Here is a 15,514-nt window from a genome sequence, read left to right as displayed (position 1 = left end):
TTAATCCTTCACTTGGGTTTTTTTGGCAAAAATGAAAGAGGGATTACGGATGATTAAAAAAATTGGTGTAGTTGGAACAGGTACGATTGCGCATGAATTTATGACGCAACTCAATCGCGAACGATATGAAGTGGTGGCTGTTTTTAATTTAAATCCTGTTTCACTAGAAAAGTTTTCAAAGGAATACAGTATTCCTAATGCTTTTACGAAGTATGATGAATTTTTGATAGCAGACATCGATTTAGTTTATATAGCCTCACCTAATCAAACGCATTATAGCTATGTGAAACAAGCACTTGAAGCGGGCAAGCATTGTTTATGTGAAAAAGTAATGGTTTTAAAAGGGAATGAATCGCAAGAATTATTTGCTTTGGCTGAGTCTAAGGGATTGGTTCTTCTTGAAGCAGTCAGTCTATTCTATATGCCATTATACCAAGAGTTACATGCCTGTCTTAGTCAAAATAAATTGGGAAAACTAAGTGTTGTGAATGTTACGTTTGGTAGTTGTAAAGAATATGACGAAGCGAATCGCTTTTTCTCACCGGCCAAAGGTGGTGGTGCTTTATTTGATATTGGCACTTATGCGTTGTCAGCTGCCCTTTATTTTATGGGAGACACGACACAACTTCGAGCTTCGAATGTTGTCATGGCGCCAAGTGGCGTTGACGAAAAATCGGCGACTTTGCTTGAAAATGATGATCAAGTATTGGGAAGTGTGATGATTTCCTTCCGTGGTAAATTACCAAAACAAATCTTTGTTTCCGGTGATCTTGGCTACCTTGTTGTTGAAGACTTTCCAAGAGCAACCTCAGCAAAAATTTATTACAATAATGGCGAGATAGAACAAATCTCAAGTGGTGAGGCAGAAGATGTTTTCACATATGAATTAGACATGGTCAATCGCTATTTATCAGAATCAAGTCCCTTACCAGATTTGCGTGAATTGACACAACGAGTGATTTCAATTATGGATGATATGCGTGAAGAGTGGCAGTGGAGAATTGATTAATCATCAAATATGTAAAAATGTGACTCATGCAGAACATCGAACCAACACAATCAAAATAATCTGTGTTGGTTTTTTTATTTGAACAAAATTCATTAGGTTATTGTTGTCAGAGTGCAAAAAACTTACGTGACGATTCAACTGTGTTATAATGGTAAAGATATTTTTAAAATAGGAGAATCAGACAATGGAAGGTATTATTCCTTTATGGAAACCTCGTGGCATGACAAGTCACGATTGTGTATTTAAATTAAGAAAGATTTTAAGAACAAAAAAAATTGGACATAGTGGGACATTAGACCCTGATGTGGATGGGGTTTTACCAATATGTGTGGGTCGCGCAACCAAAGTGGTCGAATACTTGCAAGACTCAAATAAAACATATTTCGGTGAGGTGACGTTAGGTTTTTCAACGGAAACAGAAGATGCCTCAGGAGAAGTTGTCACAAGGACACCCATTGAAGTCCCATTTTCAACTGAAAAAATAGATGAAGCAATGGCACGTTTTATTGGTGAAATTAAGCAACAGCCGCCAATGTATTCTGCGGTTAAGGTCAATGGACGTAGATTATATGATTATGCTAGAAAAGGCGAAACTGTCGAACGACCAATTCGCATAGCGCAAATTTATGATTATAAAAGAACCAGTCAAGTTGAGTATGATGCAAAAGCACAACTCCAAAAGTGGTCTTTTGATGTTGAATGCGGTAAAGGAACTTATGTTAGAACTTTAGCTGTTGATACGGGTAAAGAACTTGGCGTCGAAGCACATATGTCAACTTTAACAAGGACGGGTAGTGGATCATTTACTAAAGAAGACTGTGTAACTTTAGAGGAAGTACAGCAAGCTATGGATGAAGACACAATGGATGAAATCTTCTTCCCATTAGAGTACGGCTTGGAATCTTTTGAGAAGCTAGCAATGAGTGAGGCAGAATATGCAGAGATAAAAAATGGCTTGGTGGTTCCAAGCGATTATTTTGTACAAGTTCAAGATGCAAGTCAATGGCCGATATTATTGACTTATCAAGATCAAGCCATCTCAATCTATGATTTACATCCGACTAAACCTGGTAAATTAAAACCGGTAAAAGTTTTTCGAAATGACTAGGAGTGTTAAGAATGAAAACAATTGAAATCCATCATCCGTATTCTCGTGAAGCAATTCCAGACGATGATGTTGTCATCGCATTGGGATTTTTTGATGGTGTCCACCGTGGACACCAAAAGGTAATCAATACTGCGAAGAAAAAAGCCGATGAACTTGGCCTGAAATTAGCGGTCATGACGTTTAACCATCACCCATCTGTTGTGTTTAAAAAAAATGCAGTGAGTGAATTGAGATATTTAACGACTGTCGAACAAAAGAAAATTCAAATGGAACGCTTAGGCGTTGATTACTTATATGTGATTGAATTTACCTCAGCGTTTGCTTGTCTAAGCCCACAAGAATTTGTAGATCAATATATCGTCGGTCTACACGCAAAAGTTGCGGTTGCAGGGTTTGATTATACGTATGGTAAAAAAGATATTGCGAACATGGAGACTTTACCTACCTTCGCCCAAGATCGCTTTGAAATAATGGAAATTGCCAAAGAGACAGCTGCCTCAGAAAAAATTAGTTCAACAATGATTCGACAAATGATGTCTGCTGGTGATATGGAAGGAGTAGCTCATTATCTTGGTTATCATTATCAAATTAATGGGATTGTTGTTCATGGTGATAAACGTGGACGTACACTAGGATTTCCGACAGCCAATGTAGCGCCAGACGCAAGTTCGTTGTTACCTAAAGGCGGTGTCTATGCCGTCAAAATAAAAGTAGCGCATAAGTGGTATCTCGGCATGGCTCAAATTGGATATAATATTACCTTTGAAAAAGATAGACCGATGACAATCGAAGTCAATATTTTAGATTTTGATCAGGATATCTATGGTGAGCATGTTGTAGTCGAATGGCATCATTATTTAAGAGATGAACAAAAATTTGATGGCATTGAAGGTTTAATTGAGCAATTAAAAGCCGATCAGGTGAATACGGAAGATTATTTTAGAAAGATTGAGGGATAACATGACATCAGCTTATATTCATATTCCATTTTGTGAGCATATTTGTTTTTACTGCGACTTTAATAAAGTCTTTATTGAAGGGCAACCGGTAGATGAATATATAGAAGCGTTAATTAATGAGATTCGCTTAACAAAATTAGCCTATCCATCAAATGATACCGAAACAATTTATATTGGTGGAGGAACGCCAACCGCATTATCTGCTAAACAACTGGATCGTTTATTGGAGGGAGTACGTCAACATTTACCATTTGATGAAAAAAATGAGTTTACAGTTGAAGCGAACCCTGGTGATTTAACGCTTGATAAATTGAGAGTGTTGCAAAACCATGGTGTAAATCGTGTTTCCATGGGAGTTCAGACCTTCGATAATCGTTTGCTAAAAAAAATAGGTCGTAAGCATACTGCGCAGGATGTTTTTGATACAATGAAACTTTTTGAAAAGGCAGATTTTCAAAATGTGAGTATTGATCTAATTTACGCCTTACCAAATCAAACAACGGAAAGCTTTGAAGATACTTTAGATAAAGCTTTAGCTTTAGATTTACCACATTATTCGCTTTATTCATTAATTCTTGAAAATAAAACCATGTTTTATAATTGGGCAAGACAAGGTCGCTTACATTTACCAGGTATCGATGTTGAAGGTGATATGTTCGAGCGTGCGATTGAACGCATGACCGCAGGTGGTCGCCATCAATATGAAGTCAGCAATTTTGCACTCGAAGGGTACGAAAGTCAACATAATTTAGTTTATTGGAATAATGAGCATTATTATGGATTAGGTGCGGGTGCCAGTGGTTATTTAGGCGACGTTCGCTATAAAAATCATGGACCAATTCAACATTACTTGAAACCTTTAAGAGAAAATGAACGACCAGTTATTGAGTCAGAACATTTAACACTTAACCATCAAATGGAAGAGGAAATGTTTTTGGGCCTAAGAAAACTAGAAGGTGTTTCTCTGACACGTTTTGAAGAAAAATTTAACAAGAGTTTTACTTCAGTGTACGGAGCTACAACGCAACATTTAATAGAAAAAGGTTTGTTGAAGCACAATCAAGATTATCTTGCTTTAACTGAAAAAGGGTTAATTCTTGGCAATGATGTTTTTGAACAGTTTTTATTAACTAAATAATAAAGTATAAGAGTTTCAATTTTTATTGTATTTCTTTTGAAGATACAGTTAAAATTGAAATTTTTTTTGTGTATTTTAGGGAAAATCAAGGAAATATTAAGGCTGAAAACCTATATTTGATAAGGATTTAGTTTTTATTTAGCAGTCGTTGTAAACAAGTGCTAAAAAAATAGTGGTTTATGATTGACTTTGTTTTCAATAGTTGGTATATTATTAACTGTAGTTAGCACTTGGTAAAACAGAGTGCTAAAAGAAGAAGGTGATGAAATGCTAAGTGAAAGGCAGTTGGCTATCTTTAATTTATTGGTCAATCTATACACGGATACAGGTTTTCCTGTAGGTTCGAATACCTTGATGAAAAATGGTATTAAAGCAAGTTCAGCTACAATTCGCAATGATTTGGTTAAACTAGAAGATCTTGGTTTAATTCAAAAGGTTCATTCATCATCTGGAAGAATTCCCTCAGAAGAGGGCTATCGCTTCTACATTGATAATTTGATGAAACCAAGTGTTATACCTTTTGAAGAACAATACAAAATTCGTCAATTGTTTAATCGAGAGTATAGTGCGACAAACGAAATTATTGAGGTTTCAGCTAAAATCTTATCAGATTTAACTAACTACACTGCATTTTCTTTAGGTCCTGAAGTGAAAGATCGTAAATTGACAAGTTTCAAGATTATTCCATTGAATTCAAGACAATTGATTGCCATCATTGTTACGGATAAGGGGTATGTTGAAAGTCAAGTATTTACGGTACCAGAAGAAGTGACAGACAGTGATATTGAAAAAATGATCAATATCATTAATGACCGCTTGATTGGTAAAAGTTTACTAACTGTTTATCATCAATTAAGAACGGAAATACCGCTTATTTTACAGCGTTATTTTACAAATTCTTCAAACATGTTGCTTTTATTTGAGGATGTATTCCATCAAGTGTTTGATGATCAAATTTATGTAAGTGGAGGGATGAATTTACTAGATTCAGGATCACTCGAAAATGTTTCTGAATTTAAATCAATTTATTCACTTTTTACTGACACTGAGCGCTTGAGTGAACTGATTTTACCTGGCGAGTCAGAAATTGAGATTAAAGTTGGTAATGAAATTAACAATGAATTACTAACCAATATGAGTTTGGTAACAGCTTCTTACCAGGTGTCAGATCATGGCAATGGTGTTGTCGCCTTACTTGGTCCAACAAGCATGTCTTATGCGAAGATGATGGGACTTTTAAATGTGTTTAAAACAGAGCTATCGGATCATTTAGAGTCACATTACCGTAGCTTAGGTAGTTCGAATACGAGTAACGGGTAGAGAGGAGAGGTCTGATTTTGAGTAAAGACGAATCGACAAAAGAAGAAATTAAAGAAGAAGTAAACAATGAAGAATTAACTGAGGTAAAGAGTGAGGAAGTAGAGATTTCTCCAGAAGTGGAAGAAATTAACGCCTTAAAAGCTGCTCTTGATGAGATGGAAGATAAATTCCTTAGAACACAAGCTGAATTAGCTAATATGCGTAATCGTCACAAAAAAGAACGTGAAGATGCTTCAAAATATCGCTCACAAGATTTAGCTAAATCTTTATTACCAGCCTTAGATAATTTAGACCGTGCGCTTGAAGTTGAAGCTGATAACGAACATAGCGAAAGCATGAAAAAAGGTATCGAGATGGTTCGTGAAAGCTTAGTTCACGCTTTAAATGAAGTCAGCGTTGAAGAAATTCCAGCGATGGGCGAAATTTTTGATCCAAATCTGCACCAAGCAGTGCAAACAATGCCTGCAACAGATGATCAAAAAACAGATGAGATTATTAATGTGCTACAAAAAGGATATAAATTACATGACCGTGTTCTTAGACCAACAATGGTTATTGTGGCACAATAAAAATATAAAAATTAAAACAACTTTAATGAGGAGAGATATATTATGAGTAAAATTATCGGAATTGACTTAGGAACTACAAACTCTGCAGTATCAGTTTTAGAAGGCGGAGAAGCAAAAATTATTACAAACCCAGAAGGTAACCGTACAACTCCTTCAGTTGTTGCCTTTAAAAATGGCGAAATCCAAGTAGGGGAAGTTGCGAAACGTCAAGCAGTAACTAACCCAAATACTGTATCATCAATTAAACGTTACATGGGTGAAACAGGACATAATGTTGATATCGAAGGAAAAACATATACACCACAAGAAATTTCAGCAATGGTATTACAATACTTAAAAGGTTTTGCTGAAGATTACTTAGGTGAAAAAGTTGAAAAAGCAGTTATCACTGTTCCTGCATACTTTAACGACGCGCAACGTCAAGCGACAAAAGATGCTGGTAAAGTTGCTGGTTTAGAAGTTGAACGTATCGTCAATGAACCAACTGCTGCTGCATTAGCATATGGTTTAGATAAAACAGATAAAGAAGAAAAAGTTTTAGTATTTGACCTTGGTGGTGGTACATTTGACGTGTCAATCCTTGAATTAGGTGATGGCGTGTTTGACGTATTATCAACTGCAGGTGATAACAATCTTGGTGGGGATGACTTTGATAGCAAGATCATTGACTTCCTAGTAGAAGAATTCAAAAAAGAAAACGGCGTAGATTTATCTAAAGATAAAATGGCTGTTCAACGTTTGAAAGATGCTGCTGAAAAAGCTAAAAAAGATTTATCTGGTGTAACAAGTACACAAATTAGCTTACCATTTATCACTGCTGGCGAAGCTGGACCTCTTCACTTAGAAGTTGCTTTAACTCGTGCTAAATTTGATGAATTAACAGCTGACTTAGTTGAAAGAACTAAAATTCCAGTACGTCAAGCAATTAAAGATGCTGGCGTAAACACTTCTGAAATTGATGAAGTAATCTTAGTTGGTGGATCAACTCGTATTCCTGCAGTTGTTGAAGCTGTTCGTAAAGAAACAAACAAAGAACCTAACAAATCAGTGAACCCTGATGAAGTAGTTGCAATGGGAGCTGCTATTCAAGGTGGGGTTATCTCAGGTGATGTTAAAGACGTTGTTTTACTTGACGTAACACCATTATCATTAGGTATCGAAACAATGGGTAGTGTATTTACAAAATTAATTGACCGTAATACAACAATTCCAACAAGTAAATCACAAGTCTTTTCAACAGCAGCAGACAACCAACCAGCAGTTGATATTCACGTTTTACAAGGTGAACGTCCAATGGCAGCAGACAACAAAACATTAGGTCGTTTCCAATTAACAGATATCCCTGCAGCACCACGCGGTATCCCTCAAATTGAAGTCACATTTGATATTGATAAAAATGGTATCGTAAACGTAAGTGCTAAAGACTTAGGTACTCAAAAAGAACAAACAATTACAATTAAATCATCTTCAGGTTTAACAGATGAAGAAATTGATAAAATGATGAAAGATGCTGAAGCAAATGCAGAAGCAGACAAAGCTCGTAAAGAAGAAGTTGACTTAAGAAATGATGTGGATGCATTATTATTCTCAGTTGACAAAACATTGAAAGAATTAGAAGGAAAAGTTGATGCTGAAGAAGTTACAAAAGCTGAAGCTGTTCGTGACGAATTAAAAGCTGCTGTTGAAGCAAACAACATTGAAGATATGAAAACTAAACGTGATGAATTGAGTGAAATCGTTCAAACATTAACAGTTAAACTTTATGAACAAGCAGCACAACAACAAGCTGCAGAAAATCCAGAAGCTGCTCAAGGTGGCGCGGATGATGTTGTGGACGCAGATTTTGAAGAAATTAACGATAACGATAAATAATCAAATGAATTAACGATACTGAAAAGCCAAAGCAATGTGCTTTTGGCTTTTCTTTTCATGAAAAATAAGGGTAATGGTACCTAAAGTTTAGTTTTTGTGGTATGATTTAACAGGTTCTAGGAACAAAAAAGATGGGGGATGACGTCCAATGGCAAAAAGAGATTTTTATGAAGTCTTAGGTGTGTCAAAAACTGCGACAGATGCTGAGATTAAAAAAGCCTACCGTAAATTATCAAAACAATACCATCCAGATATAAATAAAGAAGCTGACGCTGAGGATAAATTTAAAGAGGTTTCAGAAGCTTTTGAAATTTTAAGCGATCCTCAAAAAAGAGCAGCTTATGACCAATATGGTCATTCAAGCACTGATCCAAACTTTGGTGCTGGTGGATTTGGTGGCTTCCAAGATTTTGGTGGCGGAGGATTTGGCGGTTTTGAAGATATCTTTGAATCTTTCTTCGGCGGTGGCGGAGGTTCTCGTCAAAGCTCAACAAATGCACCAAGACAAGGTTCTGATTTACAATATACACTTGATTTAACTTTTAATGAAGCTATTTTTGGTTTAGAAAAAAGTATTCGTTTTAACCGCGAAGACGAATGCTCAACATGTCACGGTAACGGTGCTAAACCAGGTACGCAACCAGAAACATGTGGTAAATGTCATGGATCAGGTTCAATTAATGTGGAACGTCAAACACCACTTGGTCGTATGATGAGTCGCCAAGCGTGTGATGAGTGTTCTGGTACAGGAAAAATTATTAAAGATAAATGTTCAACTTGTTCAGGGTCTGGCCGTATGATGAAATCCCATGCAGTAAAAGTAAATGTTCCTGCTGGTGTTGAATCAGGTCAACAAATGCGTCTTGCTGGTCAAGGTGAAGCTGGTTATAATGGTGGACCTTATGGCGATCTTTATGTTATTTTCCGTGTTGAAGATAGTCCGGTCTTTGAACGTGAAGGTTCAGAAATTTACTATAAAGAAGATATTTCAATTGTCCAAGCAGCTTTAGGTGATGAAATTGAAGTACCAACAGTGCATGGTCGTGTTAAATTACGTATTCCAGCTGGTACGCAAACAGGTACTACTTTCCGCTTGAAAGGTAAGGGAGCACCAAAATTAAGAGGTAATTCAAATGGTGATCAACATGTAACTGTTATTGTTGAAACACCAACAAACCTTTCAGATGCTCAAAAAGATTTATTGAGAGAATTTGGAGCAGTTAGTGGAAACAAGGCTGTGATTGAGCAAGAAGAAGGTTTTTTCGATAAAGTAAAAGATGCTTTTTCGTCAGGTGGCAAAAAAAAACGTAAATAATGAATAAAATTAAATTGGTTGAATCAAGGTCGTATGACTCTGGTTCAACCATTTTTTTTGATTTATTGAAATATATGAAAAATTATTTAAGAAAGTCTTGAATTTTTTTTCTGTTTCGTTTACAATTTAGCAGGAAGGCAAATTGTAATGATTACGAATTAAAGAATAAAGGAGCTAAACATAATGAAAAAACTTATACTAGCAGTTGCCAGTATCTTTTTATTAGGCGGATGTGCCGCGAACGAAACAAAACAAGAGGGGAAGGACAAAGAGCAATTATCAATTGTGACTAGTTTTTATCCAATGTATGATTTTACAAAAAATGTCGTCGGTGACAAAGCAAAAGTTGATTTACTAATTGAAGCAGGTGTCGAACCCCATGATTATGAGCCTAGTGCGAAAGACATGGCAAAGATTCAAGAAGCTGATGTATTCATCTACAATTCAAATGAGATGGAAACGTGGGTTAAAGACGTCCTTAAGGGAATAGATACAAAAAAAGTTAAGGTTATTGAGGCAAGTAAAGGTATTGATTTTATGGAAGCAGCTGAAAGTGATAATGAACATGGTGACGGTCATAAACATGCGATTGATCCGCATGTGTGGTTAAGTCCAATCTTAGCACGTCAAGAAGTGAATACCATTGCGAAAGAATTACAAAAAATTGATAAAAAATCAAAAGATGAATACGAAAAAAATGCAGCCGATTATTCTAAAAAGCTGAATGATTTAAATCAAGAGTTTGTTTCAGCAACAGAAAATGCTACAAATAAAAAATTTGTGACGCAACATCAGGCTTTTTCGTATTTAGCTAGAGAGTACGGTTTAACACAAATTGCCATTTCAGGTTTATCACCTGAGCAAGAACCAACACCAAAAGAGTTAAAAGTCATTGAAGATGTTGTAAAAAATGAAAAAATCAATGTCATTTATACCGAAAGCAGCGCATCATCTAAAGTGGCTAAAACAATCTCTGATGCGACGGGTGCCAAACTATCTGTTTTAAATCCTTTAGAAAGCATGTCAGATAAAGACCGGGATGATGGCAAAGATTATATTTCTGTGATGAAAGATAACTTGAAAGCTTTACAAGAATCTATTAAATAGTTTTTTACAAAAAAGAGACCTATCGTATGATATCTCAATTCCTGAGAAAGAATGATTTAGTTTTCATATAAAATAAGCTATAATGATGAAGATAACTTTTTATCGGAGTAAATTGAGGAGGTCAATTGATGAGTAAACAACAAATTGGTGTCGTAGGAATGGGAGTTATGGGGCGTAACTTAGCTCTTAATATTGAGAGTAGAGGCTATAGTGTTTCAATATATAACCGCTCAGAAGCGCGTATAAACAATGTAATTGAAGCAAACCCTGGAAAAAAACTTTTTCCTGCATACACAATTGAAGAATTAGTCGATTCGTTAGAAAAACCAAGACGTATTATGTTGATGGTTAAAGCTGGAGAAGCTACGGATTTAACAATTCAAAGTCTTTTACCACATCTAGATAAAGGTGATATCTTGATTGATGGTGGTAATACATTCTTTAAAGATACTATTAGACGTAACGAAGCGTTAGCAAGTTCTGGCATTAATTTTATCGGAACTGGTGTATCTGGTGGAGAAGAGGGCGCACTTAAAGGACCTTCAATGATGCCTGGTGGACAAAAAGAAGCCTATGATTTGGTCAAACCAATCTTTGAACAAATGGCAGCAAAAGCAAATGACGGTGAACCATGTGTAACATACATTGGACCAAATGGGGCTGGTCATTTCGTAAAAATGGTACATAACGGAATTGAATATGGTGACATGCAATTAATCGCAGAAGCTTACGATATTTTAACTCGTGTACTTGATTTATCAGTTGAAGAAGTTGCAGACATCTTCACTGAATGGAATAAAGGTGAATTAGATAGCTACTTAATCGAAATTACAGCAGATTTATTAACTAGAAAAGATGATTTAGGTACAGGTAAACCTTTAGTAGACGTTATTCTAGATGCTGCTGGAAATAAAGGAACAGGTAAATGGACAAGCCAAAATGCTTTAGATTTAGGTACGCCATTACCATTAATTACTGAATCAGTGTTTGCTCGTTATATTTCAGCATTAAAAGACGAACGTGTTGCTGCAAGTAAAATTATTCCTCAACCAGAAACAACTAAATTCACTGGTAATAAAGAAGAAATGATTGAAAAAATCAGAAAAGCTCTTTATTTCAGTAAAATTATGAGTTACGCTCAAGGTTTTGCGCAAATGAGAATGGCGAGTGAAGAAAATAATTGGGATTTACAGTATGGCGAAATTGCTAAAATTTTCCGTGCTGGTTGTATCATTCGTGCTCAGTTCTTACAAAACATTACTGATGCATATGACCGTAATCCAGAATTAAAAAATCTAATGTTAGATGAGTACTTCATGAATATTACGACAGAATATCAATCAGCTGTCCGTGATGTCGTATCATTAGCCGTCCAGACTGGTGTGCCAAGTCCAACATTTTCTTCAGCAATTGCTTATTACGATTCATATCGTACTGAAGATTTACCGGCAAATATTATCCAAGCCCAACGTGATTACTTTGGTGCTCATACCTATTTAAGAAAAGATCGTGAAGGTGTCTTCCATTACGATTGGTATGGTAAAGAATAACAAATAAACTGAGTGTTTTCCTTTTGGCTAAGGAAACACTCAGTTTTTTAATGTTTCAATAAAGTTGAGGCTTGTTTGATCTAGATAGTTATCTTTTAAACTAATTAAGTGATAACAGGTGAGTTTAAATGGTTTTCTTATCGGATAGTAGAAGAGCTCTAGAAAATTATCTTTATTGAACAGTGACTTAGGGACAAAACTATTTACAATTCCGCTGGCAACAAGCTGCTGAATCAAAGTATAATTTGAACAATATGAAATGGTGAATCCTTCGGGCTGTCCGCTTAATATTTCTGAAAACTGTTCCCCTTGACTAGTAAGTGAGTGAAAATCAGGTAGTAATAAAGGCTTTTTAAAAAAGTCATGCTGCGAGATTGATTTTTGTTTTAGTTCTTCAGACGTTACAAAAACAAATTCATCCATTTTTGAAAAGTGATTAGTAAAGATATCCTGATTAATTGGGCCTTGTAAAAAGGCAAGATCAATCGTACGATTTTTTAATTTTTCTTGTAAAGTGATGGAATCGTTTTGTTCAATTATGAGAGAAACATTAGGGAACTGTTTGAGAAAGTGAGAGGTAACTGTTTCTAAATTTAAAATGGCAATATGATTACAACCGATACGTAAATTACCAGAAAGTCCATTCGATTCTTCTCTAATTTTAAGTTTCATCTCCTCAAGTTGTTTGAGAATATTTAAAGCTTCTTGGTATAAAATATGACCACTTTTCGTGAGTTGATGCTTTTTCTTACTACGTTTAATGAGAGTAGCGCCCAACTCTATTTCCAAATTTTTTAACATTTGGCTTAACGGTGGTTGCGCCATTTTAAGTTTTTTTGCCGCTTCGGATATCGTATTTGATTCCGCTAAAACAATGAAGTAGTTTAATTGCCGAACGTCCATTTAAATCCCTCCTTGCACACTGAATTAGAATAAAATGATAATATCTATATATTTCTAATATCCATTTAATGTTAATGATATCAAAAAAATACGATTCCGTCATTCTTTTTTTAAAACTAATTTAAACAGAGGAATAGATTACTCAAATTAAAAATGTTATAATGAGTTATTGAAAATACTCTCATTCAATCTTAATTAAATTTTTGATTGATAAGAGTTCTTTTTTAGCTTACTTAAAATTGATTAATACTGAAGTTAAAGTAAATTTCAAATTGAATGAAGAGAGTACAATGGACGTTTTCTAGAAATAAAATATTAGAGAGGCAGTTGTCAGAATGTCAAATAGAATTTTAATCATTGAGGATGAAAAAAACTTAGCACGCTTCGTTGAATTAGAGTTAAAACATGAAGGCTATGAAACAGAAGTTCATTATAATGGTAGAACTGGTTTAGAAGCAGCACTTGAAGGAGATTGGGAAGCGATTCTTTTAGATTTAATGTTACCTGAATTAAATGGTTTGGAAGTGTGTCGCCGCGTGAGACAAGTGAAAAACACACCAATTATCATGATGACTGCTCGTGATTCAGTAATTGATCGTGTTTCTGGTCTTGATCATGGTGCGGATGATTATATTGTTAAACCATTCGCAATTGAAGAATTACTTGCTCGTCTACGTGCATTATTACGTCGAATTGATATCGAAGGCGATAAGAACATTACTAAACAAACAACGATTACTTATCGTGATTTAACGATTGAAAAAGAAAATCGTGTCGTTCGCCGTGATGATCAAATGATTGAGCTTACTAAAAGAGAATATGAGTTACTTCTGATTTTAATGGAAAATATTAATGTGGTATTATCACGTGATGTCTTGCTAAATAAAGTCTGGGGTTACGAAATCGAAGTCGAAACAAATGTTGTCGATGTCTATATTCGTTATTTAAGAAATAAAATAGATGTTCCAGGTGAAGACAGTTATATTCAAACTGTTCGTGGAACGGGTTATGTTATGAGATCGTAATGGAAAAGAAGCGCAAGAAATTTTTCCAAACCATTAATTTTCGCTCGATTACATTTAAGTGGACTTTTTTAACTGCACTTTCAATCTCAATTCTATTTTCAATCTTCGCATTTGTGACCTATCAGGTAAGCACACGAAGTATGTTTGAACAGGAAGAAACCGATTTTAACCGAACGATGTCGGAAATCGAGGAGCGTTTATCGCGTTCTGAAGATCCACTTTCGCTTAGTTCGACGGTCAATTTTTTGAAAGAATCCCCTGGTAGTTATATGGGAGATACTTATTATGACCGTAATAGTTTAGAAACAAGTTTAATGAATCTGAACAGTTTTATTTCAGAACTTTCTGAGCCGGAATTAAATGTAAAAATTTATAGTTCTAATGAACGACTTGTTTTTGAAACAAAGGGTTTGTACCTACCTTTTGAGTTAGATGAGCAAAAAGAAATGTCAATTGATACTTTTAATAATGTGACTGGTTTAATACAAATGCGACCGATTAAATCCAAACACACAGGGAAGACAATCGGTTATTCGCAAGGTTTTTTAGAACTTAGTAGCTTTATGAAGGTTCGCGATAAAATATTCCAAACATTAGTTCTTCTAGAGATTATTGGAATTTTGATCAGTATTATTATTGGGATTTTATTATCAACGTACTTTACATTACCGCTGCGTAAAATGGCGAAATCACTTGATAGTATTCAAGAAGCCTATAAGACTGACGTTAGAATGCCGGTTCCTAAATCAAATGATGAAATCTCCGATTTGGCTGAAGCTTTTAATGATATGTTGGAAAGAATGCAACTTTTTATTCATCAACAACAACGATTTGTTGAAGATGTCTCACATGAATTACGGACACCAGTTGCGGTAATTGAAGGACACCTTAATTTATTAAATCGATGGGGTAAAGATGATCCAGAAGTTTTAGCAGAGTCCTTAGAAGCGTCATTACAAGAGATTATTCGGATGAAGAGTTTAGTGCAAGAGATGCTTGATTTATCAAGAGCAGAACAATCTAATTTTCATTATGAAGATGAGGTAACAATTGCGGTTGATGTCTTAAAGACAACGATTAGCAATTTCAGAATGTTGTACCCTGATTTTATCTTTAATTATGATATTGATTTACCGGAATATACGAAAATTAAAATTTATCGCAATCATTTTGAACAAATTTTAATTATATTACTCGATAATGCGGTGAAATATACAACCGATCGGAAAGAGATTTTAGTGTCAATTTCTTCTTCATTTAACATGGCAGATATCCAAATTCAAGATTTTGGTGAAGGGATTTCTGATGAGGATCGTGATCGAATCTTTAGTCGTTTTTATCGCGTTGATAAAGCGCGTGCGCGTCATACAGGTGGAAATGGACTAGGTTTATCAATAGCCTTACAATTGGTTGACAACTATAATGGTAAAATATCAGTCAAAAGTGTTTTAAATCATGGATCATCATTTAAAATTTCATTACCAATCTTAAAAGATGAGTTGATTGAAGAGAAAAAGAAATCATCTGATTAACGGTAAGTATAAGCATTTTTATTTTGTTTCGTTTTCGAATCAATTAAAAGTGCTTTTTTATTTTGATGGAATCTTAAAAATACTATCATTTTATCGACAAGACTTTA

Annotated in this window: 13 protein-coding genes; 12 read left to right on the top strand and 1 reads right to left on the bottom strand. The window is 35.0% G+C overall.

All coding sequences use genetic code 11. The features are described from left to right. Positions 1–49 precede the first annotated feature (49 nt). The 10 genes from ESZ54_RS01290 (at position 50) to gndA (ending at position 11,947) form a co-directional block, all read left to right on the top strand. On the top strand, positions 50–1,009 hold the full coding sequence (locus tag ESZ54_RS01290) for a Gfo/Idh/MocA family protein (RefSeq protein ID WP_162615055.1): 960 nt from the start codon (positions 50–52) through the stop codon (positions 1,007–1,009). Between the two features lie 184 nt (positions 1,010–1,193). Further along, positions 1,194–2,117, top strand: a complete 924-nt coding sequence (gene truB, locus ESZ54_RS01285; protein ID WP_136135865.1) for a tRNA pseudouridine(55) synthase TruB — start codon at positions 1,194–1,196, stop codon at positions 2,115–2,117. A gap of 11 nt (positions 2,118–2,128) precedes the next feature. Next, entirely contained in the window at positions 2,129–3,076 is a 948-nt protein-coding gene (gene ribF, locus ESZ54_RS01280) for a riboflavin biosynthesis protein RibF (protein ID WP_136135864.1), read from the top strand. 1 nt (position 3,077) lies between these two features. Next, positions 3,078–4,214: a radical SAM family heme chaperone HemW gene (hemW, locus tag ESZ54_RS01275; RefSeq protein WP_136135863.1), complete on the top strand. Its 1,137-nt coding sequence runs from the start codon at positions 3,078–3,080 to the stop codon at positions 4,212–4,214. 267 nt (positions 4,215–4,481) lie between these two features. After that, entirely contained in the window at positions 4,482–5,534 is a 1,053-nt protein-coding gene (gene hrcA, locus ESZ54_RS01270; protein ID WP_136135862.1) for a heat-inducible transcriptional repressor HrcA, read from the top strand. 17 nt (positions 5,535–5,551) lie between these two features. Next, positions 5,552–6,103, top strand: coding sequence for a nucleotide exchange factor GrpE (gene grpE / locus ESZ54_RS01265; RefSeq protein ID WP_136135861.1), 552 nt, complete (start codon positions 5,552–5,554; stop codon positions 6,101–6,103). 42 nt (positions 6,104–6,145) lie between these two features. Next, on the top strand, positions 6,146–7,975 hold the full coding sequence (gene dnaK / locus ESZ54_RS01260; protein WP_136135860.1) for a molecular chaperone DnaK: 1,830 nt from the start codon (positions 6,146–6,148) through the stop codon (positions 7,973–7,975). 148 nt (positions 7,976–8,123) lie between these two features. Beyond that, entirely contained in the window at positions 8,124–9,290 is a 1,167-nt protein-coding gene (gene dnaJ, locus ESZ54_RS01255) for a molecular chaperone DnaJ (protein WP_136135859.1), read from the top strand. A gap of 183 nt (positions 9,291–9,473) precedes the next feature. Beyond that, positions 9,474–10,397 (top strand): metal ABC transporter substrate-binding protein, encoded by a 924-nt coding sequence (locus ESZ54_RS01250; protein WP_136135858.1) that lies wholly within the window; start codon positions 9,474–9,476, stop codon positions 10,395–10,397. 128 nt (positions 10,398–10,525) lie between these two features. Then, entirely contained in the window at positions 10,526–11,947 is a 1,422-nt protein-coding gene (gndA, locus tag ESZ54_RS01245; protein ID WP_136135857.1) for an NADP-dependent phosphogluconate dehydrogenase, read from the top strand. A gap of 39 nt (positions 11,948–11,986) precedes the next feature. Here gndA and ESZ54_RS01240 read toward each other — a convergent pair whose 3' ends face one another. Continuing rightward, on the bottom strand, positions 11,987–12,850 hold the full coding sequence (locus tag ESZ54_RS01240) for a LysR family transcriptional regulator (RefSeq protein WP_136135856.1): 864 nt from the start codon (positions 12,848–12,850) through the stop codon (positions 11,987–11,989). A gap of 335 nt (positions 12,851–13,185) precedes the next feature. On the opposite strand from ESZ54_RS01240, the gene ESZ54_RS01235 reads away from it, so the two are divergent. Both ESZ54_RS01235 and ESZ54_RS01230 read left to right on the top strand, forming a co-directional pair. Beyond that, positions 13,186–13,875, top strand: coding sequence for a response regulator transcription factor (locus tag ESZ54_RS01235; RefSeq protein WP_136135855.1), 690 nt, complete (start codon positions 13,186–13,188; stop codon positions 13,873–13,875). Beyond that, entirely contained in the window at positions 13,875–15,407 is a 1,533-nt protein-coding gene (locus tag ESZ54_RS01230) for a HAMP domain-containing histidine kinase (RefSeq protein WP_136135854.1), read from the top strand. The genes ESZ54_RS01235 and ESZ54_RS01230 overlap by 1 nt, the downstream gene beginning before the upstream one ends. Positions 15,408–15,514 lie beyond the last annotated feature (107 nt).

The organism is Vagococcus silagei (assembly GCF_004795745.1).
Classification (GTDB): domain Bacteria; phylum Bacillota; class Bacilli; order Lactobacillales; family Vagococcaceae; genus Vagococcus; species Vagococcus silagei.
Note: the sequence above shows the minus strand (reverse complement) of the source record. Positions and strands in the feature narration are given on the sequence as shown.